General features: G+C 37.5%; 28 protein-coding genes and 3 pseudogenes. 27 read left to right on the top strand and 4 right to left on the bottom strand.

Features of this window, described 5'->3' with window-relative positions:
* Nucleotides 1-13: 13 nt before the first annotated feature.
* Nucleotides 14-1,216, bottom strand: coding sequence for an IS110 family RNA-guided transposase (locus STO1_RS05100; RefSeq protein ID WP_096422257.1), 1,203 nt, complete (start codon nt 1,214-1,216; stop codon nt 14-16).
* Nucleotides 1,217-1,780: 564 nt separating this feature from the next.
* On the opposite strand from STO1_RS05100, the gene STO1_RS05095 reads away from it, so the two are divergent.
* From STO1_RS05095 to STO1_RS05035, 13 genes and pseudogenes are all read left to right on the top strand, one after another.
* Complete coding sequence (locus tag STO1_RS05095) at nt 1,781-2,398, top strand: RpiB/LacA/LacB family sugar-phosphate isomerase (RefSeq protein WP_096422255.1); 618 nt, start codon at nt 1,781-1,783, stop codon at nt 2,396-2,398.
* A 362-nt stretch (nt 2,399-2,760) separates the two neighbouring features.
* On the top strand, nt 2,761-3,378 hold the full coding sequence (locus tag STO1_RS05090) for an SAP domain-containing protein (RefSeq protein ID WP_096422253.1): 618 nt from the start codon (nt 2,761-2,763) through the stop codon (nt 3,376-3,378).
* Between the two features lie 40 nt (nt 3,379-3,418).
* Nucleotides 3,419-4,273 (top strand): ADP-ribosylglycohydrolase family protein, encoded by an 855-nt coding sequence (locus STO1_RS05085; RefSeq protein WP_007521891.1) that lies wholly within the window; start codon nt 3,419-3,421, stop codon nt 4,271-4,273.
* Nucleotides 4,274-4,319: 46 nt separating this feature from the next.
* The gene (locus STO1_RS05080; RefSeq protein WP_096422251.1) at nt 4,320-4,886 is read left to right on the top strand and encodes a hypothetical protein; all 567 of its coding nucleotides are present in this window, start codon (nt 4,320-4,322) and stop codon (nt 4,884-4,886) included.
* A 104-nt stretch (nt 4,887-4,990) separates the two neighbouring features.
* Nucleotides 4,991-5,233: a hypothetical protein gene (locus STO1_RS05075; RefSeq protein WP_007521894.1), complete on the top strand. Its 243-nt coding sequence runs from the start codon at nt 4,991-4,993 to the stop codon at nt 5,231-5,233.
* A 104-nt stretch (nt 5,234-5,337) separates the two neighbouring features.
* Nucleotides 5,338-5,727 carry a hypothetical protein gene (locus STO1_RS05070; RefSeq protein WP_096422249.1) on the top strand — a complete coding sequence of 130 codons (390 nt, stop codon included), beginning with the start codon at nt 5,338-5,340 and terminating at the stop codon, nt 5,725-5,727.
* Nucleotides 5,724-6,104 carry a hypothetical protein gene (locus STO1_RS05065; RefSeq protein WP_096422247.1) on the top strand — a complete coding sequence of 127 codons (381 nt, stop codon included), beginning with the start codon at nt 5,724-5,726 and terminating at the stop codon, nt 6,102-6,104. Before STO1_RS05070 ends, STO1_RS05065 begins: the two co-directional genes overlap by 4 nt.
* Nucleotides 6,105-6,340: 236 nt before the next feature.
* Entirely contained in the window at nt 6,341-6,727 is a 387-nt protein-coding gene (locus STO1_RS05060) for a hypothetical protein (RefSeq protein ID WP_007521898.1), read from the top strand.
* 45 nt (nt 6,728-6,772) lie between these two features.
* Nucleotides 6,773-7,654, top strand: coding sequence for a diacylglycerol/lipid kinase family protein (locus tag STO1_RS05055; RefSeq protein ID WP_096422245.1), 882 nt, complete (start codon nt 6,773-6,775; stop codon nt 7,652-7,654).
* A 62-nt stretch (nt 7,655-7,716) separates the two neighbouring features.
* Nucleotides 7,717-7,827 (top strand): annotated as a pseudogene (locus tag STO1_RS09910) (phosphoribosylanthranilate isomerase); the annotation flags it as partial.
* Nucleotides 7,820-8,086: pseudogene (locus STO1_RS05045) on the top strand (23S rRNA (uracil-5-)-methyltransferase RumA); the annotation flags it as partial. The pseudogenes STO1_RS09910 and STO1_RS05045, both read left to right, overlap by 8 nt.
* A gap of 44 nt (nt 8,087-8,130) precedes the next feature.
* A complete protein-coding gene (locus STO1_RS05040) occupies nt 8,131-8,919 on the top strand; it encodes an alpha/beta hydrolase (RefSeq protein WP_096422243.1) in 789 nt (262 codons plus the stop codon).
* A 35-nt stretch (nt 8,920-8,954) separates the two neighbouring features.
* Nucleotides 8,955-9,146, top strand: a pseudogene (locus STO1_RS05035) (IS630 transposase-related protein); the annotation flags it as partial.
* A gap of 264 nt (nt 9,147-9,410) precedes the next feature.
* On the opposite strand, the gene STO1_RS09905 reads toward STO1_RS05035, so the two are convergent.
* Nucleotides 9,411-9,770 (bottom strand): hypothetical protein, encoded by a 360-nt coding sequence (locus STO1_RS09905; RefSeq protein ID WP_231869996.1) that lies wholly within the window; start codon nt 9,768-9,770, stop codon nt 9,411-9,413.
* Nucleotides 9,771-9,865: 95 nt separating this feature from the next.
* Here STO1_RS09905 and STO1_RS05025 point away from each other — a divergent pair, with 95 nt between their 5' ends.
* Both STO1_RS05025 and STO1_RS05020 read left to right on the top strand, forming a co-directional pair.
* Nucleotides 9,866-11,614, top strand: a complete 1,749-nt coding sequence (locus STO1_RS05025; RefSeq protein WP_096422241.1) for a glycoside hydrolase family 13 protein — start codon at nt 9,866-9,868, stop codon at nt 11,612-11,614.
* Between the two features lie 177 nt (nt 11,615-11,791).
* Nucleotides 11,792-12,946, top strand: coding sequence for a hypothetical protein (locus STO1_RS05020; RefSeq protein WP_007521904.1), 1,155 nt, complete (start codon nt 11,792-11,794; stop codon nt 12,944-12,946).
* 8 nt (nt 12,947-12,954) lie between these two features.
* Here the strand turns inward: STO1_RS05020 and STO1_RS05015 are convergent, their stop codons facing one another.
* The gene (locus STO1_RS05015; protein ID WP_096422239.1) at nt 12,955-13,977 is read right to left on the bottom strand and encodes a hypothetical protein; all 1,023 of its coding nucleotides are present in this window, start codon (nt 13,975-13,977) and stop codon (nt 12,955-12,957) included.
* A 176-nt stretch (nt 13,978-14,153) separates the two neighbouring features.
* Between STO1_RS05015 and STO1_RS05010 the strand changes: the two genes are divergently transcribed.
* From STO1_RS05010 to STO1_RS04950, 12 genes are all read left to right on the top strand, one after another.
* The gene (locus STO1_RS05010) at nt 14,154-14,651 is read left to right on the top strand and encodes a YfbM family protein (protein WP_096422237.1); all 498 of its coding nucleotides are present in this window, start codon (nt 14,154-14,156) and stop codon (nt 14,649-14,651) included.
* 48 nt (nt 14,652-14,699) lie between these two features.
* Complete coding sequence (locus STO1_RS05005) at nt 14,700-15,428, top strand: HEAT repeat domain-containing protein (RefSeq protein WP_096422235.1); 729 nt, start codon at nt 14,700-14,702, stop codon at nt 15,426-15,428.
* A gap of 293 nt (nt 15,429-15,721) precedes the next feature.
* Nucleotides 15,722-16,126 carry a hypothetical protein gene (locus STO1_RS05000; protein WP_007521909.1) on the top strand — a complete coding sequence of 135 codons (405 nt, stop codon included), beginning with the start codon at nt 15,722-15,724 and terminating at the stop codon, nt 16,124-16,126.
* A 37-nt stretch (nt 16,127-16,163) separates the two neighbouring features.
* On the top strand, nt 16,164-17,015 hold the full coding sequence (locus STO1_RS04995) for a CbrC family protein (protein ID WP_096422234.1): 852 nt from the start codon (nt 16,164-16,166) through the stop codon (nt 17,013-17,015).
* A 55-nt stretch (nt 17,016-17,070) separates the two neighbouring features.
* Nucleotides 17,071-17,523: a hypothetical protein gene (locus STO1_RS04990; protein ID WP_061588170.1), complete on the top strand. Its 453-nt coding sequence runs from the start codon at nt 17,071-17,073 to the stop codon at nt 17,521-17,523.
* Between the two features lie 27 nt (nt 17,524-17,550).
* Entirely contained in the window at nt 17,551-18,111 is a 561-nt protein-coding gene (locus STO1_RS04985) for a hypothetical protein (protein WP_096422232.1), read from the top strand.
* A gap of 5 nt (nt 18,112-18,116) precedes the next feature.
* Nucleotides 18,117-18,521, top strand: coding sequence for a hypothetical protein (locus tag STO1_RS04980; protein WP_231869995.1), 405 nt, complete (start codon nt 18,117-18,119; stop codon nt 18,519-18,521).
* A 404-nt stretch (nt 18,522-18,925) separates the two neighbouring features.
* On the top strand, nt 18,926-19,945 hold the full coding sequence (locus STO1_RS04970) for a hypothetical protein (protein WP_096422228.1): 1,020 nt from the start codon (nt 18,926-18,928) through the stop codon (nt 19,943-19,945).
* A gap of 105 nt (nt 19,946-20,050) precedes the next feature.
* Nucleotides 20,051-20,362, top strand: a complete 312-nt coding sequence (locus tag STO1_RS04965; protein ID WP_007521917.1) for a hypothetical protein — start codon at nt 20,051-20,053, stop codon at nt 20,360-20,362.
* Between the two features lie 11 nt (nt 20,363-20,373).
* Nucleotides 20,374-21,090 carry an alpha/beta hydrolase gene (locus STO1_RS04960; RefSeq protein WP_096422226.1) on the top strand — a complete coding sequence of 239 codons (717 nt, stop codon included), beginning with the start codon at nt 20,374-20,376 and terminating at the stop codon, nt 21,088-21,090.
* A 142-nt stretch (nt 21,091-21,232) separates the two neighbouring features.
* Nucleotides 21,233-21,379: a hypothetical protein gene (locus STO1_RS04955; RefSeq protein ID WP_007521921.1), complete on the top strand. Its 147-nt coding sequence runs from the start codon at nt 21,233-21,235 to the stop codon at nt 21,377-21,379.
* A gap of 139 nt (nt 21,380-21,518) precedes the next feature.
* Entirely contained in the window at nt 21,519-22,256 is a 738-nt protein-coding gene (locus STO1_RS04950) for a TraX family protein (protein WP_096422224.1), read from the top strand.
* Nucleotides 22,257-22,300: 44 nt separating this feature from the next.
* On the opposite strand, the gene STO1_RS04945 is transcribed toward STO1_RS04950, so the two are convergent.
* The gene (locus STO1_RS04945; RefSeq protein ID WP_007521925.1) at nt 22,301-23,110 is read right to left on the bottom strand and encodes a Cof-type HAD-IIB family hydrolase; all 810 of its coding nucleotides are present in this window, start codon (nt 23,108-23,110) and stop codon (nt 22,301-22,303) included.
* Between the last annotated feature and the right edge of the window lie 235 nt (nt 23,111-23,345).

The following is a 23,345-nucleotide window of genomic DNA, read 5'->3' as shown; positions in this document are numbered from 1 at the left end:
GACATAGACAGTCTTATCGATTTTGGGTCAAAGAGTAATCGTAAAGTTTGTTATGCGTAATGAGGTAATACATTGTTCGAATGAGACGATGTATAGAGGCAATCGTATGTGGCTTAGTTGAAGCTATTGTCGATTGTCTTTTTCGTTTCTCATACAAGTCAGCGATATGGCAGGGATTGGTATGACTAGCTGAAGCGATGTTGTGAATGCACTTGAACAAGATTTTTCTGGCATAGGGATTACCTCGTTTAGTGATGTGTTCCTTGGCGAGAAAGTTCCCAGATTCATAGTGTCTCAGGTCAATGCCAATAAAAGCGTTGATTTGATTGGTAGAGTGAAAGCGACGAAAATTTCCCAATTCGCCAATGATAGAAGTCGCTATGGTTTCTGCGATGCCAGGAATTGACCGTAAGATGTCATACTCTGGTAAAGGCTGAGCTAGAGCTACCATGTCGTTTAGGACAACTTGTCTGCGATCAGAAAGACGAAGCAATTCTTGAGCATAGTAACGAACCTCTTCAAGCATTGGAGAGGTTTTCTTGACCACACAAAAAGATTGTTTAGCGAGTTTTATAAGTTTATCAGTCAGGTAAGCAATACGCTTTTCAGAGATGCGTTTGGAGGTAGATTGACGGATAATCTCACACAAGTCACTTTGAGATAGTCTTAATACAAACTCTTTGCATGGAAAAGCCATCACTAAGTTCCAATATTGCTCGCCAGTTGGTGTGGATAAGAGATTTTCCAATTCAGGAAAGGTGATTTGTAGGACCTTGTGCAGACGGTTTTTAGCTCGAACAAGGTCTTCTGTCAGATTTTGATAGAAACGGCTTAAATCACGAAGGTGTTGATAAACTTCTTCCTGCACGTAAGTTGGTTTACGATTGTGCACAAGCTGAGATTTAGCTAACTTTTCAGCGTCAATTTTATCTGTTTTACGAACTCGCAGACTGTCCAATTGCTTCTTAGCTTTCAGAGGATTTAGCCGTGTGTAAGCGTAACCATATTCCTCAAGAAAGGCCTGAAGACGTCGAGAATAGACGCCTGTGGCCTCAAATATAATCTCAGGGTTATGAACTGTTTTCAAGTCCCCCAACAGGCGATTGAATCCAATGGCATCATTGAGTATGGTATAGCCATGAACCTTCTCACCGTTGACTAAAATTGCCACCTCAGAACTTGTCTTACTTACATCAATTCCAAATACTGCACGCATGACATTAGTAGAATTCTATTTCTAAAATGAGTGAAACTAAGATAAGTAAAAGAAATGCTCAAATCAGATTTGAAAAACATAATAACTAAGATAGACAAAGATGATATACATTAACGTTTTATTTGACAGGCGAGTTCTTTTTATTAAAATAATTGTAAGTAAAAAAAGAGTGGGTATTTTCTGGTAAATTTCAATAATAAAACCTTGATTTGGCGCCATTTCTTTTCTGTCCTTCCCGCAGGCGCGGGAGTAAACCCTTTTGTTGAGGATTTATTCCTTTTTAAATGAAAATAATACAAGTAGGACACTTCTAAAAGTGATCTACTTTTTTTAAATATTTTCATTCTAAAGTTTAATTTTTAAAACAACTCTATCACTTTCGTTATATAATATAGATGTTGACTAACTCCACACGTTGAATGTGTTGTATTGATGTCAAAAGTTGCACCCGATAAGTAAATAAAGTGTAAAAAACAAAGGCTTGTTCAATTCGAAGTATGATACATTACCGGCACCCAAACCAAAGAAAAAGAAATAATTAAATTAGAAGTAACAGGGGAAATGATGAGAATTGGAGTTATTCAAGCAAGTTCGCAAGCGACCAAAAATCAAATAATCTATGATGCTGTATTAAAGTATGCTCCAAAGAAATCTGAGGTTATAAATTTTGGCTGTACGATAGAAGAAAATGAAAAATATTCGTATATAGAGATTTCTATTCTTGTAGGTATCTTGTTGGCAAGTAGGACAGTTGATTTCGTTGTTACGGGCTGTTCTTCCGGACAAGGAATGATGCTTGCTTGTAATAGTATGCCTGATGTCATTTGCGGGTATGCACCTACACCGAATGATGCCTATTTATTTGCTCAGATTAATAATGGAAATGCGATATCATTACCATTAGGTGAAGATTATACATGGTCAGGTACTGAAAATCTTGAAAAAACAATAGAAGCTCTTGTCTCGGAGCCATTTGGGCAAGGATACCCCAAAAGTGAGGCAGAGAGAAAGGTAAGAGATGCTGAGAAACTTAAAGAAATAAGAAGAATCGGGCAGGTTCAGTTTGCAGAATTCGCAAATGTACTAGATATATCATTGTTTGAATCAATAAAGAGGAAACAGAATGTAATTCAGAATGTAAAAGCGTATGGGAAGAAAGAAATAGCTGATTTAATAAAATGAACAAATTCTAGTTTGTCTAGGTAATACCTTTTAACGACAATCTTGTGCTATCCTTAAAAGCGTTATAGACATGTTTCTACATATAAACAGATTTACTTAACATACTTAGTGTTCACTCGTTTCATGTTGAGGCCGTATCACTGCTTGTTCGAACTAATTCATCAGTGAAGTAGAAGTGGATGTTCGGCCCATGCGATAGGACTCGTAGAATTAGGAGGGAATCTAACGAAATGATACGGTAAGTCCGAACCGCCGTGTGTAAGTTTGTTAGTGAAACGTGGATAATTCTCAAAACAAAGAAACTAAAACTCCATTATTTTAAGATGAAAACCTAAACTATTTTTGAGGAAGGAGGTAAAATATTGATAGAGAGTAGACCTGAGTTTGACAAAATCGTATCCTTTGATGAATTTAATAAGTACTATTGGTACCGTGATGAACTTTCACAGATATGCAAGTCATTAGGACTTGAATATAGAGGGACAAAACAAGAACTGAATGATATTATTGAGCAGTACTTTAAGGGTAATTTGATTAAAAAATCATCAATAAAAAGGAATAAGAAACGAGTCGAAGTCCTTACCTTAAATACTCCCTTACTTGAATGTGGATTCTCTTTTAATGCACACTTTAGAGAATATTTCTCAACTTTAACAGAGGTTTCACCGTTTAAATTTACTGCTGATATGGCTACTGCTTGGAGAAAAGTAAAAAGTGACAATGATTTGAGTTTCACAATACAGGATATGCTAAAAGTTTATTATGGAAATTCAGATTATGCCAAGTATGATCATTCAGTTTGTCAGTGGAACCAATTTCTAAAGGATTTCTGTGCAGACGAAAATAGTCACAATTACTCGAATAAACTAAAAGTAGCTTCTATTCTTTGGAAAGAAGTAAGAAATTCAAGTAATGAAAAAATTTATTCAAAAAATCTTTTGACTGAATATGCTGATAAAATAAAAGAGTATGGCAAGTAGAAATGTCAGTCTCAACCAATAGTTCATAAGGAGGAATCTTATGCTTGGAGCAATAGTTGGAGACATTGTTGGTTCTGTTTACGAATGGAATAATATCAAAACGAAAGACTTTCCATTATTTCGTGAGGATTGTTTTTTCACAGATGATACGGTGATGACCTGTGCTGTGGCAGAAGCAATTATGAATGGCGGTCAGAAGAATGACTTCATTGATGCCATGAAGAAGTATGGTAGAATGTATCCTGATGCAGGATACGGTGCAAGATTTGGTAATTGGGTTGATGGCAACGATCGAGAACCTTATAATAGCTTTGGCAATGGCTCGGCAATGCGTGTTTCTCCATGTGCCTGGGCCATGGATTGTAGTTTCTGTGCACGAACGGGAGCTTGGCCGTCCAGAAGAGCTCTTGCACGACTTTCTGCAGAGGTGACTCATAACCATCCAGAGGGGATCAAAGGAGCTATGGCGACGTCTGATGCTATCTTTATGTGTCGTTATTACTTTGGAGGTTACAGTAGCGACTATGGAAAACCGATCAACGACAACCCTACGGAGTGTAAGAGATTCATCAAGGAACACATAGAGCAGGAGTATGGGTATAACCTTTCTCAATCACTAGATGAAATTCGTCCTACTTATCGTTTCAATGAAACTTGCCAGGATACGGTACCTCAAGCTATCATTGCCTTTCTTGAAAGTACAGACTTCGAAGATGCTATCAGAAATGCTATTTCTCTCGGCGGAGATAGTGACACTCTCGCTGCCATCACAGGGAGCATAGCAGAGGCGGCTTATGGAATTCCTGAGTGGATTCAAGACAAAGTTTATACTTATTTGGATGAGCCTTTAAAAGAAGTGCTTAGACGATGGGGAGAAACGGTTGTAATAAAATAATAGATAGGCGTTATGCGGACCAATAATGAAAGATTGATGATTATCGATGGTTATATTGAAATTGTATCAAAGTGATTACTCAAAGGATTTAGTCATTTTTGAGACTTTAGAAGAAGGGAAAGCATTTGTCGCTCAAATCCCGGGGTATACTCTAGAAAACGAAGATGGGTTTGAAGTGGAGTATTTTAACCCTAAACACTTGCCGGATTATATGGAAATTGTCTTTAATGGGAATATTGTCCCTTTATCTAGATTCTCATTTGAACCTGAGGAAAATGTCGAGATTATTTGGAAAGAGATTTCGAATCTATCCGTTAAAAACGATAAAGTGGTCGAAGGAGCTACAAAAGTCGATGCTTATGTAGTGAATAACGATGAAGTGAAAGCCTATATCGAAGCCAGAGAAGCAAACTTCCGTAAGGCAAAAGACTTTTTAGAAGGCAGTGGATATGAAGTCGACAGAAGCTTTTTCGGAAGTGAAGATGGTGAAGCGATTCTCTACAGAATACGTGGCACCGAAGATTGGCACTTCTTGTGTCACTTAGACCCATCGTTTTTAGAGATTGAAGATGTAGAAGGATATATTAAAGAAGCGATGGAAGAGATGCAATAGTCAAAATAAATTCCTTGTGAGTGTACGCCACTGCTTGCGTGAACGGATTAAGCAGTAAAGGGAAACTTCTAGCACTATCCGGTTTATTAAGGAGAAAGGGCATTATGAAAATAGAAATTGGGAAAACCTATCTAGTGAAAAATGATATTTTCAGTTTAAAAAAAGGTGAACTCTGGACCTTAGTTGACAAGGGTTATCAGGCTTATTTTGGTGAACAGAATTTCGTATTTGTCAATGATGAGAAAGTGAAGGTATTTGCCGTTTTACAAGATAGTTCAGATGAAGATATGCAAATTTACCATCATCTGGATGACTATCTTGAAGAAGTTACTCCTGAAGATTTTTAAAAAATGTGAGATGAAACTTATAGCTATGTGCTTGTTATACTACTATAGATTTTCATAGTGAGAAAGCGTATGAGACGATTGAAAATAGTGGAGAGAAAGATTTAATGATTGAGTGGAAATCTTTACCAGAAGATGAGTATGAAGTTAGTGCAGTTCTTAATAAAAATAGTAATTACGAGATTTCTACGATAACTTTGAAGGGCAAGAAACATCTGATTAGATTGAAATTTCCATTTTGTCATTTTTACCAAATCATAGATAGAGACTTTTTTGGTACTCTTAATCAGATTCCTAGTTTACCAGAGCTTGAATCCCCTATTTGTAAGCTAGATACTAGTAGTCTGATTACAGAAGTGATTCATAAGGCGGGTGGAGTTTTGGCTGAAGAAGATTTGGTTCATTTTCGTATTTGTGCCAAGAATCTAGTCATAGACTTAATTCTCTATAAAAATGAAGAGAGTGATATCAGGATAGAAGAGGTTGGTCAAGAATGAAGTGGATTAATATTGGTGAGAAAATCAAGTATGATTGGTATGAATTACGGTGTCAACTTTCTCGAGAAAATCACCTGCAAATTTTTCTCGAAGGTTTAAAGAATCAAAAGCTAAAATACTGTATAGATTTTGGTAAGACTCTATTCTGCAGATCTATCGATGAGGGGTTGGACCTGAATTTGCTCGAAGAAGATTTTATTAGCGGACCAAAATTTCCTCATTTCTCAGATGGGGTTTTACTTGAAATGTTAGATAGTCACCTCAAAAAAAGAGTTCAGAAAATTTATTCTGTTCCAATCTATCACTACCAAGTACAGGGAATTAATTTTGGGATAGACATCCTTACAGTGGCTATTCCGATTATCAAAAAGATCTAGACTGAAACTAGGGTGAAAGCCATCTGGTTCAGTCTTTTTTTCTATTTATGTAGTATAATAAAGGGTGTAGGGATTCTATTTTTTATACTCTTCGAAAATCTCTTCAAACCACGTCAGCTTCGCCTTTCCGTACTCAAGTACAGTATGCGGATAGCTTCCTAGTTTGCTCTTTGATTTTCATTGAGTATTAATAGGATTTTTCCAAGAACGAAAAATCATCTAGAAAGAGGAGAAGCATAAAGCAATCACTTGAATTTTTAAGAGAAAGAATCACCGATAAGATGCCCTTAGAGGATATGGTAGCAATTTTTGAAGACTTGTGTAGTGATCCTATTGAGGATGAAATGATTTTATTTGAGACAGGGACATTTACAACTGTATCTGATAAGCCCTTGTTTCAACTATCCTTAGTAAGGCAAGCCCCAAATGAAGATGAAGAGTTTTATCAAGTTCACCTTGATATTTTCTATGAAGCATGTCAAGAGAATCAAATGTTTCATGAATCGACCTGGGATGAAGATTTAGAGGAAAATATCTTTGATTACATTAGAGATTCAGAGGTGTTTGCCTATGCTAAAGAGCAGGAATACCAAGCGGTCAAAATTTATCTAGACCAAACTTGAGATAATTAGTTAAAGTAAGGAAATCTAATGGCAGGAAAACTATAAATGAAAAAAATTATGATCATTATTAATCCAACATCTGGTGGTGAAAAAGCCTTGGATTATAAAGTTAAGTTAGAAAATAAAGCCTTAGATTATTTTGAGCATGTGGAAACCAGAATCACTGAGAAAGCTCTTGATGCGACAAACTTTGCAGCAGAAGCTTCTAAAGAGAAGTATGATGCTGTCCTTGTTTTTGGTGGTGACGGGACTGTCAATGAAGTCATTTCGGGTATTACTGAGAGAGACTACATTCCTAAGTTAGGGATTATCCCAGGCGGTACGGGTAACCTCATTACGAAACTTTTGGAAATCAATCAAGACATCGATGGTGCGATTGATGAACTCGATTTTAACTTAACCAACAAGATTGATATCGGTAAAGCGAATGACAACTATTTTGGTTATATTTTTAGTATCGGTTCTCTGCCTGAGGCGATTCACAATGTTGAAATCGAGGACAAGACAAAATTCGGTATTTTAGCCTATGCTATAAATACCATGAAATCTGTCATGACGGATCAGGTCTTTAACATTAAGGTGGAGACGGAAAATGGAAATTATGTTGGTGAAGCTAGCCATGTTTTGGTTCTCTTGACAAATTACTTTGCTGATAAAAAAATCTTTGAAGAAAACAAGGACGGCTATGCCAATATTTTGATTCTGAAAGATGCTTCTATATTCTCTAAATTATCCGTTATTCCTGATCTACTAAAAGGAGATGTTGTCAGCAATGATAATATTGAGTATATCAGAGCGCGTAATATTAAGATCTCTTCAGATAGTGAATTGGAGTCAGATGTTGACGGCGATAAATCGGATAACCTACCTGTAGAAATCAAAGTTCTACCTCAACGAGTAGAAGTATTTTCAAAACCGAAAGAGTAGAAGGTAAAAATTAGTTTATTATTCACAACGAAATCGATTTTATATCAACGATTGGAGGAGGAATCAATTCTTTATTTGATAAATTTCGATCAATTTGTTCTCATTTAAACCAAATCGGAATCACACCGACGCTCATGGGGTCTTTGGTTTTTGAATACCGTTCAAATGAAGAACTGGCTCAAGGAAGGTATTCAACCAACTGTTATCTTGGTTGATCCTCCACGCAAGGGCTTGACCGAAAGCTTTATCAAGGCAAGTAGCCAAACAGAAGCAGACCGCATTGCTTATATTTCATGTAATGTCGCTACTATGGCGCGTGGTATCAAACTCTAGCAAGAAATGGGTTATGAACTGCAGAAAGTCCAGCCGGTTGATCTTTTTCCGCAGATACATCACGTGGAGTGTGTAGCTTTGCTTGTACGAGCTGATTAAACAAGGATGTAGCTAGTGAAAGTCCTAAAGTAAGGAGTTTAAAGATGAAATTCCATGAATTTGGTGATAAGAATTTGCCTCCTATCTTACTGATACATGGTGGTGGCAGTTCTTGGTGGAATTATCTTCGTCAAGCACGAATCTTGTCAGAAGAATACCGTGTTATTCTACCCACTTTGAATGGCCACGGCGAGGAATATCAACTTGATTATGTTTCTACTGAAGATTCTGCTTTGGAGATTCTAGACTATATCAAAGCAAACTGTGGTGGGAAATTGTTTGCAATCGGTGGTGTTTCACTTGGTGGTCAAATTGCCATGGAGCTTTTGTCTTTAGACAGTGAAATTGCTGAGAAGACCATCATAGACGGAAGCCTCTGTATTCCTCAACCAAGGTTAGCTAAAATCAGCATCCTTTTAGTGTCTCTATTCGGTAAACTGATGTTCAATAAATTCTCTTGCAAACTTCAGTTGAGCATGATGAACAAACTCTATCCTAAACTGGCTTATCCAGAGGAAATAAAAGCTTATTATTTGGAGGATCTGCCAAGGACGCCTGTCAAAACAATGGCAACCATTTACAAAAACTATATGGGGTGTTACAAGCTGAAAGATATGATTTCTGCTAGCAAAGCTCAGGTTTTGTATATCTATGGTCAAAAAAAATTAAACTGTGTGAAAGCATCGGCGAAATTATTTCAGCAGCTACATCCAAATACGATTTTGTATGAAGCAAAGGGCTATAATCACGGCTATTTATCAGCTTACCTGCCTCAAGAGTGGGTTGATTTGGTGCTACCATTTTTAAAGAGTGATTCATTTATAGTAAACTGAACAAAAAATAGTACATAATTTGGTGTAACCTTCTTATGGCTTATCCAATAGATTTTCGTAAAAAAGTTCTCGGTTATTGTGAGCGAACAGGTAGTATAACAGAAGCATCACACGTTTTCCAAATCTCGCGTAATACTATTTATGGCTGGTTAAAGCTAAAAGAGAAAACAGGAGAGCTAAACCATCAAGTAAAAGGAACAAAACCAAGAAAGGTTGATAGAGATAGATGTCATTAAGTGGAGTTAGTGAGTTAGATGTCAAGGTAAAATCAAGGTTTTTGCGGGGAATCACGCAACTAAACATAACAAAGATCGATAATTTCTGACATCTTTGATTGGTAGATGATCGGACAACTTTTCATTACAATTTTCATAAGAATAAAACACGGAGGTTCTCATGAAAAAAGAAATGGAGTGGGCATCATCCAGCATAGAGGAATAATGAACCAAGGCTTCCTCACTACTGATTAGTTTCAGTGGTGAGGAGCCTTTTTACGCTTCGATGTCGATTGTGAGGCCGGACTTAAATTCCACGGTGAAGTGGCCAAAAAAGACGGCGATCTTCTCGATGAGCTTATTTACCAGAGTCTCATCAAACTCTGTGATGTCGGTTTTCTGCTTGGCGATGAAGTCCTGCAGCTCCTTGATCCGGTTCTCACAGGGTACTTCTGCGTGGGTGATTGATTTCCAAGCGGCTAATACAGCGCCAGACAATGAATTTGCAGCCGTGATTGTTCCAGTGGACGCGCCGGTAAAGCTCACTGCAGAAAACGATTTGTGCAAAGCAGTGATTGCAGGAGAAGATGTGCTTCCTGCCGGACGGGCTGGTGTGAACCACGCGCCTTCGGACAAGCCTTGCAAATAAAATACGAAAGTAGTATACTAGAATCACGATTTTGAAAACGTTTGCGTTTTAAATGAATCAAAGTAAATTAGGAGATAGCTCAATGGAATTAACAGCCATTTACCACAGACCAGAGTCGGAGTACGCCTATCTTTACAAAGACAAGACAATGCACATTCGCATTCGAACGAAAAGGGGAGATACTGAAAGCGTCCACTTGCATTATGGAGATCCTTTTATTTTTATAGAGGACTGTTATGAAGCAATCAAGGAGATGACCAAAATTACCTCCGATGCTTTGTTTGATTACTGGCAAGTGGATGTTACGGTCGGCTATGCACGACTTCAGTATCTCTTTGAACTCAAGGATAAGCAAGGTCAGAGCATCTTATATGGCGATAAGGGTTGTGTTGAAAATACGCTAGAAAACCTTCATTACGAAGGAAATGGCTTTAAAATTCCGTATATCCATGAAATTGATGCTTGCCATGTTCCTGACTGGGTGGCTGAGACGGTATGGTATCAGATTTTCCCAGAACGTTTTGCCAATGGTAATCCTGAGATTTCTCCAGAAGGTTCGCTAGCTTGGGATTCCTCTATCAAACCAAAGACGAGCGATTTCTTTGGTGGTGATTTACAAGGTATTATTGACCATCTGGATTACCTGCAAGACTTAGGGATTACAGGACTTTATCTCTGTCCTATCTTTGAATCTCCAAGCAATCACAAGTACAATACGACGAATTATTTCGAAATTGACCGTCATTTTGGAGACAAGGAAATCTTCCGTCAACTGGTGAAGGAAGCCCATCGGAGAGGTATGAAAATCATGCTGGACGCTGTTTTCAACCATATCGGGGACAAATCACCACAGTGGCAGGATGTCCTTAAACACGGTGAAGATTCCGTTTACAAAGATTGGTTCCATGTTCAAGAATTCCCCGTGACAAAGGATAAGCTGGGGAACCCAAGAAAGCTCCCTTATCATACCTTTGCTTTTGCCAGCTATATGCCCAAGCTCAATACGGCAAATCCTCAAGTTAGGGACTATTTGTTGAGCGTAGCGACCTACTGGATTGAAGAGTTTGATATCGATGCTTGGCGCTTGGATGTGGCCAATGAAGTGGATCACCAATTTTGGAGAGAGTTCCGGAAGGCTGTCCTGGCTAAAAAGCCTGACCTTTATATTCTTGGAGAGGTCTGGCACACGTCTCAGCCTTGGCTAAATGGCGATGAATTTCACGCGGTCATGAACTATCCATTATCTGATAGCATTAAGGACTATTTCTTGCGTGGTGCCAAGAAGACCAGTCAATTTATCGATGAAATCAATAGCCAGTCTATGTACTATAGACAACAGATTTCGGAAGTGATGTTCAATCTTCTGGATTCGCATGATACGGAGCGCATTTTGGCTACGGCCAAGGGAAATGTCCAACTTGTTAAATCTGCCCTTGCTTGCCTCTTTTTACAAAGGGGAACACCGTGTATCTATTACGGAACCGAGTTAGAATTAGACGGAGGTCCAGATCCTGATTGTCGTCGTGTTATGCCTTGGGAGCGTGTTTCTGACAGTAATGAGATGCTTATGTTCATGAAGAAATTGATTCAGCTTCGCAAGGATGTTTCAGACATTATCCAACATGGAACCTATAGCCTGAAAGAAATCAAGCCAGATGTAGTGTCCCTAGAATGGGATTATGATGGACAAAAAGTCCAAGCTATTTTTAACCAGTCAACTGAAAACTATCTTGTAAATCGTGATTCTGTAGCGCTAGCCAGTCATTGCCAAGAATTGGATAATCAGCTTGTCATCTCGCCAAAAGGCTTTGTAGTTTTTGTGGAGAAATAGATAATAAGGTGTAAAAGACTGTAATGATAGGCAACCATTCGTTCCAGTCTTTTTTGTATTTATGTAGTATAATAAAGGAAAGTAATGAAATGATAATAATCAGAAGGAAAGAAGTCAACTTATAAAAGTACCTTTATCGTAGAGAATATTTATTAGATAGCAAGGAAGAGGAAAAAAATGAAACTATTTAAAAAAATTTCCTGTCTATTTATTATTATAGTTGGCGCCCTTCTACTAAATGCCTGTACCTCGCATAAAGAAGACAAAGAAAGACTAGTTCGATATCTCAATAAAGTCTATGGAGAGAGTACTTATGTGATAAAAGAAGATCCTAGTCATCCCTATTATTGGTTTGTGACCCTGAAGGATTATCCTGACATTTCTTTTACTTGTAGTGTGTCCCATGATTGGCTCGCAATGGGTTCCCCCTTTATTCATTCTGATTTTGAAGAAGTATTTTGCACAAGAGCCCTTGCGGAATATAAGGAAAATCATAATCTAGGTGATGATGTCCTTTCCTATCTCCATCCTGAAAATTTTGTCTATTCTACTGAGGTTGAAAATTTAGATCAACTAAAAGAATCCTATGACAAGATGTTGGACTTTATCAACTATACTAGCCTGAAGTATCCTATTTTAGCTGAAACTGATTGCTTCGGGGTACGAATGGATATCAGTGGTATTCGATTAAAGAGCTCGAGGAGAAATCTTGATGGGACAATTGATACCAGTATTTATCAACAAGTTTGTAATGCAGAAAATGGGAAATTAAACATAACATCTTTTGAGAAAATTCGTCAAGAATTGGAACCCCAACTACGAACACACCCTGAGAATCCTAATGGATTTGTATTTGTGGTAAACTCGACTTCTTTTGTACTGGGGAGTGATACGCTTGATGATTGTTTAAATAAGGATGTTGAATTAGAATCCACCACAATAGGGGAACTCAAAAAGATTTACTTACAACCTGGAGAAGTCAGTGAAAGCTATATATTATCTAGAGTCTATAATGTTGGAAGTCTATCTTATTATACAAAATTTAAAATTCAGGTGAAAAACCTAAGCGATAAAGGATGTTCTCTTTTAGATGGAACGTTGATAAAGGCTGTCATCTCTGATCCGGCAAGTATGTATATTGGGGATGTCTATTACGAATTTGATAAAAGAAAAGAGTTAACCGCTGATTTATATGACATGCTTGGAATAAAAAGGCCCTCCACTAGTGAAGAGGAGAGCGACGGAGTTCCCTATAAAAATATAAGAGTTTTGTTTAAGATGAGGGTCTATTTCAAAGAGATAGATAGCGTTACCTTATCCTATCAGGAGTAGTTGATTTTTCACTCCCAGATTGTATTCTGAGCTCTTACTCCGTATCGATTTGGGGACTGATCACTATTGAAATTCGCCACAAATTGATAGCTGTTCCATAGTACATAGTCGGCAGTTTGCAGCCTCAGACTGAAGTAGGTATCGTGCTTCACTTCTTTAGCATCAGCAGGTTTTAGTGAAAAGATATCTGTTAAGTTTCTCGTTTTAAAATCAGTGATTGTGAGTTTGGAGAGGTCTTGGTTGCTGATTTTAACTTGGGATAGTTGCGGATTGTCTGCTGAGATTTCATAGTATGTGACGACGCAGTTCTCGAGTTTATCAGAATCTTTCCACTTTGGTGTAATGCTCATCAGACCGTAAGATTGACCACCTCGGACAATTTCAAGCAGTTCTCCATAGTAGAAATGGTCATTGCGTTTGTTCACAATCTCACTCTCAGGATTTTTTCCAGTAAAACTGAACCCCTGATTCAGTAGTTCTGAAGCTCTTGTTTCACCTACCACCACACTGGTCTTGTCGATTTGAACTGGAATAGGTTTAGCGGGGACACCAGTTATCATGATACAGAACATAAAGATTAAGGTGGTCAAGAAGGTAGCCCCGATGATAGCATTGGTTGATGAATAGGGACCACGATCTTTCTTTGAACGACTTACTATAAATATTACCAAGTTGACAAACTGTCTAAACAGCATGCTCCCTACAACAATGGCGAATTGAGCCTTTAAACAAGTATAAAGAGCTGCTGGAAAATTGTCCATTTTAACATACAGTGCCACTAAAGTGAAGATATTAGCTAGAACAAAATAGAAAATAAATAGGTTGGCTTCTTTGAGAGCGTTCCTATTAGTGATATCTTCATATTCAATATGGTAGCGTCCTTGAAAACCTTGCCCGAACTGATACATCCACTTAGGAACTTCTTTGCCAGCGCTGACGGCACTTGCCAGTTTAAAATAGAGATAAATCGTAAAGACTAAGAACAGGCAAAAAATAAAATAAAAAGTCAAAGCAAATATAAAAAAGCCCATCGCTATTCTCCTTTTTAGGCGATAATCCACATTTTGGATACACCTACATTATAACACTTTATAAGGAAAACATCTGAAGATACTATTCATCAAGTAAGAATTACACTTTAGTGATAATAAGCTTTTATAAAACGTAAATAACATCATTCAACATAGAAATTTTGGAGGAAAAACAAATGGGAATGATTGCTAATTTTCAATATATAAACGATCAGTACTTACATCAACTGAAGGCCTTTAATGGTGAAGGAGATGATCAATTTGAGGTAGTAGAAGAGGAAGCAGAACTTTTACTTGATATAGATAAAATGTGGGATGTTCTTCATTTTGTGCTTACAGGGGTTGGAAGTTCAAACCCTAGTCGGAATGATCCTTTGAGCGTGGCTGTTTTGGGTGTGACGCCACTTGAAAATGTTGCGGAATATATTGCCTATACAGAAAAATCAAAAGTATCAGAGATTTGTTCGGCTTTGAAAAACTTTGATATGGAAGAAGCCATGGCGCATTTTAGTATGCAAGCTTGTAAAAAGGCAGACCTTTACCCCGATATTTGGGATTATGATGACGAAGAGGAAGAGATTAAAGAAGAAATTTGCGATTATTTCCAAGCGATGAAAGAGTTTTACCAGAAGATTTTAGAGCTCAATGGTAATGTCATGGTTACTATTTCTTAGAAAGCTTTGCAAAGGTATCTCAAAGAATTAAACAGCTTGAGGTTAAAAATGGATAAAGAAGATTTACAAAAAGCATACCTTGACTTGGAAAAAGAAGGCTTTCCTTCTGGCAAAAGAATCAAATTTGTAGCTGATCTGGGTAGTTCCAAAGAAATCGCATATCATTACGAACTGATTTGCAAAGATTGGAATGAAGGTAGAAATCTGCATTTAGAAGGTAGCTTTAATAAACATGGAAAAGATGGCTTAGAGTTTTTATTTGAACAGTTGGATGAAGTTAAAGATGAAAAACAAAGTGTATTGATTGCCTATCTTATAGCGGAAATCCTTTCTAAATCAAAACATCGAGATTTTTATAGCTCATTTTGTGACCAACTGATTCCTATCTTTACTGTACTTTTAGATATAAAGAATCCTATTCTTCGTCAAAAGGTGGTCATAGCTTTAGGTTGGATAGGATCAGCAAAAGAAATTGAACTTTTAACAAGACAAATGCTTGATGATGAAGACGCCCTTTGTCGTGCATGGTCTGCGACGAGTCTTATGCAACTATCCTTCCATAGAGTAAAAGCAGAAATTATATCCAAAAAAGCAAAGGCCAGTTTTATTCAAGCCATTACTGAAGAAAAAGATCCTTATGCTTGTGGTTTGATGATAGAAGCAACTCAACTATTATTTGGCAAGAGATGGATATCATCTTCTGCAGTGGAAAATGTGGAGATTGAAAAAATAGAAAAAGCTCAAAAATCTGCTATTAGATTCCTAAGTAAGTTTTAAGGGATAACCATATAGAAGCATTGGAAAGTTTATTGACCGATAAGTATTAACAGCTCTCAAATTGAGAAACAATACAGCTCTAAAACTACAAAGGAACATATTATCAATATCAGCCCCTGAAATGTATGAATGTTGTGGTCATCATTGTTTCTTTCTACATAGTAAGCCTGCAGTACACTGAAACTACAGGCTTTTGTCGTTTAAGTGGTATAATAGAAGGAAAAACGAGAAGTATTTTTATATATAAAGGGTTCCAAGATCCAATATTAATCGAGGATGGTATGAGATAAAAAATGAAAAAAGAAGATTTGTTGGCATTATGGAAAGGAATAAACTGGGAAAAACATGATTCGGGGATCTATTTTTTAGGGCAATGTCGCAATAAAGCCGTAGATATTCATTTTACAGGCTATTGTGAACAGGATCTACTCTTGTTATCGGATGATTTGATGTCTAGACTCTACAGGGATCTGGAGCAGATAGATAAAAAAGCTCAAAAGGTTATTCAAGATAACTGGCCTGATGAAGCTATTTCAGAACTGGAATTAACTGAGCTAATCTTTGATAAAAACGGTTCTTATGGCGAATTTGCTCTAGGATATGATGCAGGTGACTCTCTGGCTGGGCCACTTTACCTGCTAGTGAAATTCGACAAGCAGTTTCAAGCCGCTAGAGAGGTTATTTGTGAAATTTACTAACTTGCCTGAAATTAAAAGTATAAAATAAGGTGATAAAATGAAAGAATATCTGACAGAATGGATACGTTTAAAAGAGGATTTCAATCTTCAAGATGGTGACAGATCAAGTGTTTTAGCTCTCTATCAATTTGTGGATAGACTTTCTCAGATTGAGGAGATAGAGGCGAAGAAGGTATTGGTGGATGTGTATCAAAAACTTGGTATGATGGAGAGTGCCTTTAAAGTCTTCTCGACTATGGTTGATAAAACAGACCGAAAACAAATGAAGAAATTCACCACTTTACAAGAGTTGAGCAAAAAGCGTGGAAACGACTTCGCTTTACCGCGTCCATTAACAGAGACAGAGGAGGCTGAGAGAAGGGAATGTTTAAAAGATTTACCTCAGTTTCTCTACCATCCTGATCCGCTGGCTACGGGTGCTTTTGAGGAGGGAGAAGAGAAAATCTGTCCTTGTTGCGGTAAAAAATCAAGTGTTTATTATGCTATGCGGCCTTACTGTATCGATGATGTCGACTATCTCTGTCCGATGTGCATCGCAAATGGGGAAGCAGCGAGAAAATTCGATGCAGAATTTGTTCAAGAAGCAGAATGGATCGGAGAGCCAGATGAAGAGAAAAACAATATGCTTTTCTACCAAACACCAGGATACCTAAGCTGGCAGGGAGAATATTGGCTCTCATGCTGTGATGATTACTGTGCCTATTTGGGAACGGTTGGAACACAGGAGTTGAAGGCAATGGATATTGCTGATGAAGTATTAGCAGAATACCACGAGCGCGATGAGTTTGCAGATGTAGAAGATTATCTTGTAAAGGATGGTTCCCTTTGTGGGTATTTATTTAGATGTCTCCACTGTAAGAAATACCATCTCTGGGTAGATGCAGATTAGGTTATTAGAGTAGCTAATCAAGAAGGTTTCGAGGTTATAAGAAAGGAATTGTGTTTTGGAGAATTTAGAGATTTTTGAAATTGCAAGCAAATACTTTCTAGGACAAATGACCGATTTTAAAAACTTGTTGGTCAGAAAAATCAATAAATTAGACAGTACGGATTGGGTACATAATAAGGGAAGCATAAAAACTTGCAAAGCCGATGAAGCTGGTCGAAAGATGCGTTGTAAGGTAGGATTGAAATATGGTCTAAAAGTCGAATTATCCCTTAATGAGGCAGAGCTGATCTGGGAAGCATTTCAGAAGTTTTTTAAAGAAAGCTATTTCGAAAAGATTGAAAGAAACAGAAACAATGAAGAGTTAGGAAGATATGAATTTATTGCAAGAACTTCTAAGGGAGATGAAATTGAATGCAGCATTTACCTAGCAAATGAATGGAATATCCCTCAGTTTTCGATTTCAGGATTTGTTTCTTCCCGCTATAAATCATGTGATTTTAGCCAGTAATGGAAATGATAGGTAAAAAGGTGAGCTATGAAGCACTTAGACTGGGACAATATACAGAAAAGCTTAGAGACCTTGTTTGTTTTGGATGATTATGTAACGGATTCATCAAAAGATTATTTGAGATTGATACGAAAGAAAGAAACGGACTTTACTATCCGATACAGTATTGATAACGGTTCTGGGGATTCTTTGGATGTGATTTTTACAAAAGATGTCATCTTGATAAAGGGATTTGATCATGAAAGCAGTCTCAATCAGTTTGCTGCTGACCAATGGAAACAGGACCTTATCGACAGAATTTATGAAGGTATTGACGATAAATGGCTGAATCTTTTAACTTCAAAGGAAAGGAAAGAAACGACATTTTGTATCTGGTATGATGGTGCCGTTCATCAAAATAATATTGAGAATCATAATGACGGGGCCTGGTTATTGGCCTACATCTTTGATACGTTCGAACGATTTCAAGAATTTGTGACAGAATATTATTCTTTTGATTTTGATGATCAGTTACTGACAAAACTCTATACTGATGGGACGTTGTCTGATAGAGAATTGGCAGAACTGACACATGAATATCGAGGTTAGAAGAAATGGAACTGACGCTAAAAAATACCCCAGAAAAATACAAAAAAATGGTAGAGAAACTCTTACCCCCTTTATTGGAATTATTACAGAAATTAACCTTGTTGGAAGAAGAAATCTATGAATGCAACAAGGAACTGGATGCTGAAACGATTGTACTCAAGATACCCTCACATCAGATTCATCCCAAGTGGAAGGACCTGATGGACGAATATCATCAACGCTATCTGGCACTCATCGAAGACCATGTAAGCGAAAAATGCTTCTCAAAAGGACCTAGAAATTCCTATGGCCATCCAAGTGAGTATTCGTATTTAAAGGGCGAGGATTTTTTCGTTCAGTTTACCATGCGAAAAGAGGATAGGGCGACGGTCATTCTACAATTTGAATCGGTATTTACTCTATCGGTTTGAAAAGGAGGCTTGCAAGAATAGTGGTCTGGAAGGGATCAATCAAGAGATTAAAGAAAGAATCTGTCAGCAGGCAACAAAAACCACCAGACGAATTAGTGTATTTGTTGGTATGGTCTACTTGATTCTGTTTTGCTTGATAATTATCTGGTTGAATGCGAATTGCTCCCAAAATCCATTTTTTCTATGGTATCAAGGCTATATAGAATCACTATTTCCATTGATCAATGGTGATTGGGGGAGTAGTTGGATTGAGAAAAAAGGGACGATATTATGGATTGCTATCAAAGCTTTCCCCATATTTGTTCTTAATGGGGCGCCCTTTCTTTTGCTTGTGCTACTGATTGCGAATAGAACCTTGAAAAAGAAATTAAAGGTTGAATGTATCAACTAAGGAGAAAATTGAAATGGGTAGAATAGTTGTAATCAGTTCGCTGGCTTTTCTTGCATTGGCATTTTTGGGGATTGGACTTGGCATGTATTTCTTCCTCAAAAGGCTGGTAGTGAATGGGAAATCCGTCTTAGATGAGCCGGTAAATGAACAAACTCGTACAGACAAGATGGGGCTTGGCGAGCTTTTGGTTTATTTGTCGATAATTGCGATTGCTGGTGTTTTTGTAGTCCAAATAATGAGTAGGGGTGGAACTGGTAATGCTATCTTGGCTAGAATTGTCATCCTACCACCGATTATGGCACTTTTTAATGCCAGAAAACGCACGGGCAAAGCTATGATTGCGCTTGTGGTTTCTTTTATGGTGGCCATATTTGTTATGATTGCATACGGACAGATCGGTTCACCTCCCAAAGCGCCTGAACTAAAGATAGATGATAAGCCAATCACGCTAACACAAACAAGTGTGAGTGATCTTCTAAAAGAAGGTTTTGACATCTACATCAGGGATAATGACAGCTTTAGTAACGATTATGATGAGGCTCTTTCTTCAGGGAAAATCAAAAAATATCAGGCTGATAAGAGTATTTTTATCGAAAAAGGTTTTCATCGAGATAGCAATGCTGTGTCGTATGCTCCCTATCTTCTTGGCAAAGATGGTTTAATCCTTGGAAGTATTGCCTTATACGGGGATGAAATAAAAGAAACTGTCTTAGAGGACTGTAAAATTATCCAGTTTAAGCTGGATGAAGACCGTATTTCAGCAGCAAAAACAAAAGCGATTTCTTACAAGCTGGATGGTGTGGATTTACTAGCTAGGTTTGAGGAAGGGAATATGCGAACTACTTTTGGTGATAAATTATGGACTGTCCCTCCTGCCCAACCTCTAGACTCGACCCAACTATGGTATGGAGTTCAGTGGAAAAGTCGTAGCGACCACCTATTTTGGAATGAATATTTTTCCTTAATTCGCTTGGATGAAAACTACCAAATGATAGACTTTGAGCTAGTTGGAGAGATAGCGCGTGATGATTAGTGAAATAAAGATCTACTAAGTTTTTTTGATATTATTCTATTTGTACTTTGGTCAGGATTAGTATATAATCTATCATAGAGTCATTTACTAACTAGGAGAAGAATCATGGAATTAAAAGATTTTACTGAGAAAGAACAAGAGATGATTAAGCAAGGATTGACAACATCTGAGATTAGTGATAAGGAAACCGCAGCTAAAATTCTTGCCCTAGTGCCTCAGGAATGGATCAAACGCATTCCCTTTTTCGTGCGAAAACATGCAACAACTCGGACAATAAAGCGAATTTCTATCGAACATCCAGAACTTTATGCTATTGCTAAAAGAAATGGTGAGATTCCTGAGAAGGAACGAGAAGAATTACGTCAAATTATCACGACTATCTTTGAACAAAAGATGAATAAGCATAGTATTAAGTAGAGAATTAGAGAATGAAAATATATTTTATTGGCGGTTTGGGAAGCAATGTCTATCATAGCAAGGATTTTCTTCTAGAACTAGATTCGCAGGTCTATTTTCTCAATCCATATGAAACGCATCTTCGAGATGAAACAGAATTGAAATCATGGTTCAAAAATGAGATTGTAGAGGGAGAATCTATCTGTCTGATAGGTCATTCTCTTGGAGGAGATTTAGCTCGTTATCTTGCATCGGAATTTGAAGAAGTGAAGAAACTAATTCTTTTGGATGGTGGCTATCTAGATTTAGATAAGATTTTAACTTTAGATGTGGAATTAGAGGAAACTAAAAACTATATCAAATCTCAAATTATTTCGGACTTAGATGTTCTTATTTCTAAAGAAAAATCTGAAGCAAAGCATTGGTCAGAAAATATGGAGAAAGCCGTAAGACAGTCCTATCACTGGAATTTTGAGTATAATAGATATGAGTTAGCTATAAATTATGAAAATATAGAAGCGATACTCCGCCTATGGAGGAAGATACAAGCGTTTAAGATAGAAGTGGGAGATACCTTGTTTATTAGTCCTTGCAATTCTAATGAAGCTACATGGAGAGAGGAAGCCCTAAAAGAATTACTAGACTATTTTGATACTATTTTTCTAGAAAACGTTAGCCATGAGCTTTATACTGAAGCCCCCAAAGAAATCGCTAGTATGATTAATGAATGGCTCTCTCATTCTCTCTGAGATAGTGATTGAATAGTGATTATTAATATAGAATTAAAGTCTACTTAGACTCAACAAAAAACGAGCAGGCTCTTTTTCTGTCATTCAGAAGAGAACTTGTTCGTTTTGTGCTTTTCTTCTTTTAAAACATGCTACGACACGTATGATTAAACGCATTTCAATCGAACATCCAGAACTTTATGCTATTGCGAAAAGAAATGGTGAGATTCCTGAGAAGGAACGAGAAGAATTGCGCCAAATCATTACAGATATTTTCCAAGAAAAAATGAATAAGCATAAAATCAAATGATATTCTTTTATAAAAATTAGTTGCTAAAAGTCTGTCTTACAAAAATGTAAGATAGGCTTTTTAAATGTAAGATGAGTGTACGATTATGTGTGGAAATGTATGCTATACTCTATGTAGATCAAAATGAAAGAGGTTTATTATGAAAAAATGGAATGCAACGCAGTTGAAGTACCTGATGGCGGCTATAATGGTTTTAGACCATATCCCCCATATCACAGGAATCGTTTCTCCTCTGTGGGAAGGTATCTTTCACGCCTTGACCCGTTGTGTGGGAGTTTGGTTTGCCTATATGGCTATGGAAGGATTCATACATACTCGAAATCTGAAAGACTATCTCATCCGTCTCTGGAGTTGGGCTCTTATCATGTTCGCAGGAAATAGCGTACTTAATGCTCTGTTTGCCTCCAAGGGAGTAATGGTTAATAATAACATTTTCTTGACTTTGGCAATCGGTGTCACCATGCTTTGGATTGGCTTTCCTAGAAAAGAGTTGGATAAAAAGGAGAAGTTGTGGCGTCGGATTGGAGTTGCAGGTCTCTTGATTTTCGGTTGTCTTTTTACTGAAGGTGGTATCACTATGCTTCCTTTTCTCTTGATTAGTTACTCTTGTCGGAATCGCAAGGGATTGCGAAATCTCCTCTATGCCTTTCTGTGGGCCTTCTTGTTAGTGACTTCCATCCAAATTTACGACACTTGGCACCAAACACTGGAAATGATGCTTTTCAATTCTGACTGGCTCTTTGTCACCGTCTTTCCTTTTATGGCCTTGTATAATGGGGAACGTGGCGAACAAACTATATGGAATAAGTATTTCTTTTATATTTTCTACCCAGCTCATTTATGGATCATAACTTTGATTGCTTATTTGGTTAAGTAGCAAAAAAGCAAATAGCAGTATTAACTGTCTATTTGCTTTTCTTTTTATAAAATATACTTCTCAATCGCACGCGCAACGCCTTCTTCTTCATTGCTGGCTGTAACGTCATTAGCAAGGGATTTGACATGGTCACTGGCATTTCCCATAGCAATGCCCAGTCCTGCAAACTGAAGCATTTCGATATCGTTATTGGCATCGCCCATGGCCATAATCTCTGAGGGATCGATCTTCAAAATCGCTGCTAGTCGAGAAAGAGCAGTAGCCTTTGTTGTTCCAAGTGGCATGGCTTCATAAATGACAGGCTGCGAACGAACTCCGCTAAATTGTTGGCAGAGTTCCTCAGCGAACCGCTGCTCAAAATCGTCTGTTTGTTCTTTTGTTCCTAAAAACATACCTTGGAACATCCGATATTTGCCACTAGTGGCTTCCTCAAGGGAGATTTCAGTCAGGTCTGAAAAGACTAGCTTGGCATCATTTTGAACGATTTGATTAGGCTTGCCACCGAGGACAAAATAATGCTTCTCATCAAAAAGAGTCAACTGGACGTCGCTTTTTTCTGCTAAGTCATAGAGGTATTCAATGTCAGATGGACTGAGTTCTTGCCAGTCAACTAGACTCCAGTCACTGGTCTGATGGGTTGAGCAACCATTATTGACAATGACGTACTCGTTCTGTAGGTCAAGTCCTAGTTGTTTATAGTAGGGGAGGACACCGAAAAGCGGGCGACCTGTACAGAGAACCAGTTTGACACCATTTTCAATGGCTTGGTGAATGGCAGTGATGTGGGCTTGCGGGATTTCCTTGGCTTCATTGAGGAGGGTTCCGTCCATATCCAAGGCTAGTAGTTTAATCATAAGACTTCCTTTTCTAGGTGTTTTGCTTTTATTATAGCATATTTTGAGGGAAATAAGGATTACTATGTCAATTTAGGATGTTTGGATGACAATTCAAGATTTGAAGAGGATATTTTGTAAAGATATGCTATACTAAAGTTGTCAAAGTTGCAACTAGACAAATATTAAAAAAACTAACTTAAAATAGTTTTTTATAAGTCGGTATGAGTAGCAGATTACTCAACTAATCTGAACA

The organism is Streptococcus oralis subsp. tigurinus, from assembly GCF_002356415.1.
GTDB lineage: Bacteria > Bacillota > Bacilli > Lactobacillales > Streptococcaceae > Streptococcus > Streptococcus oralis_F.
This window is presented reverse-complemented; position numbering and strand designations above follow the sequence as displayed.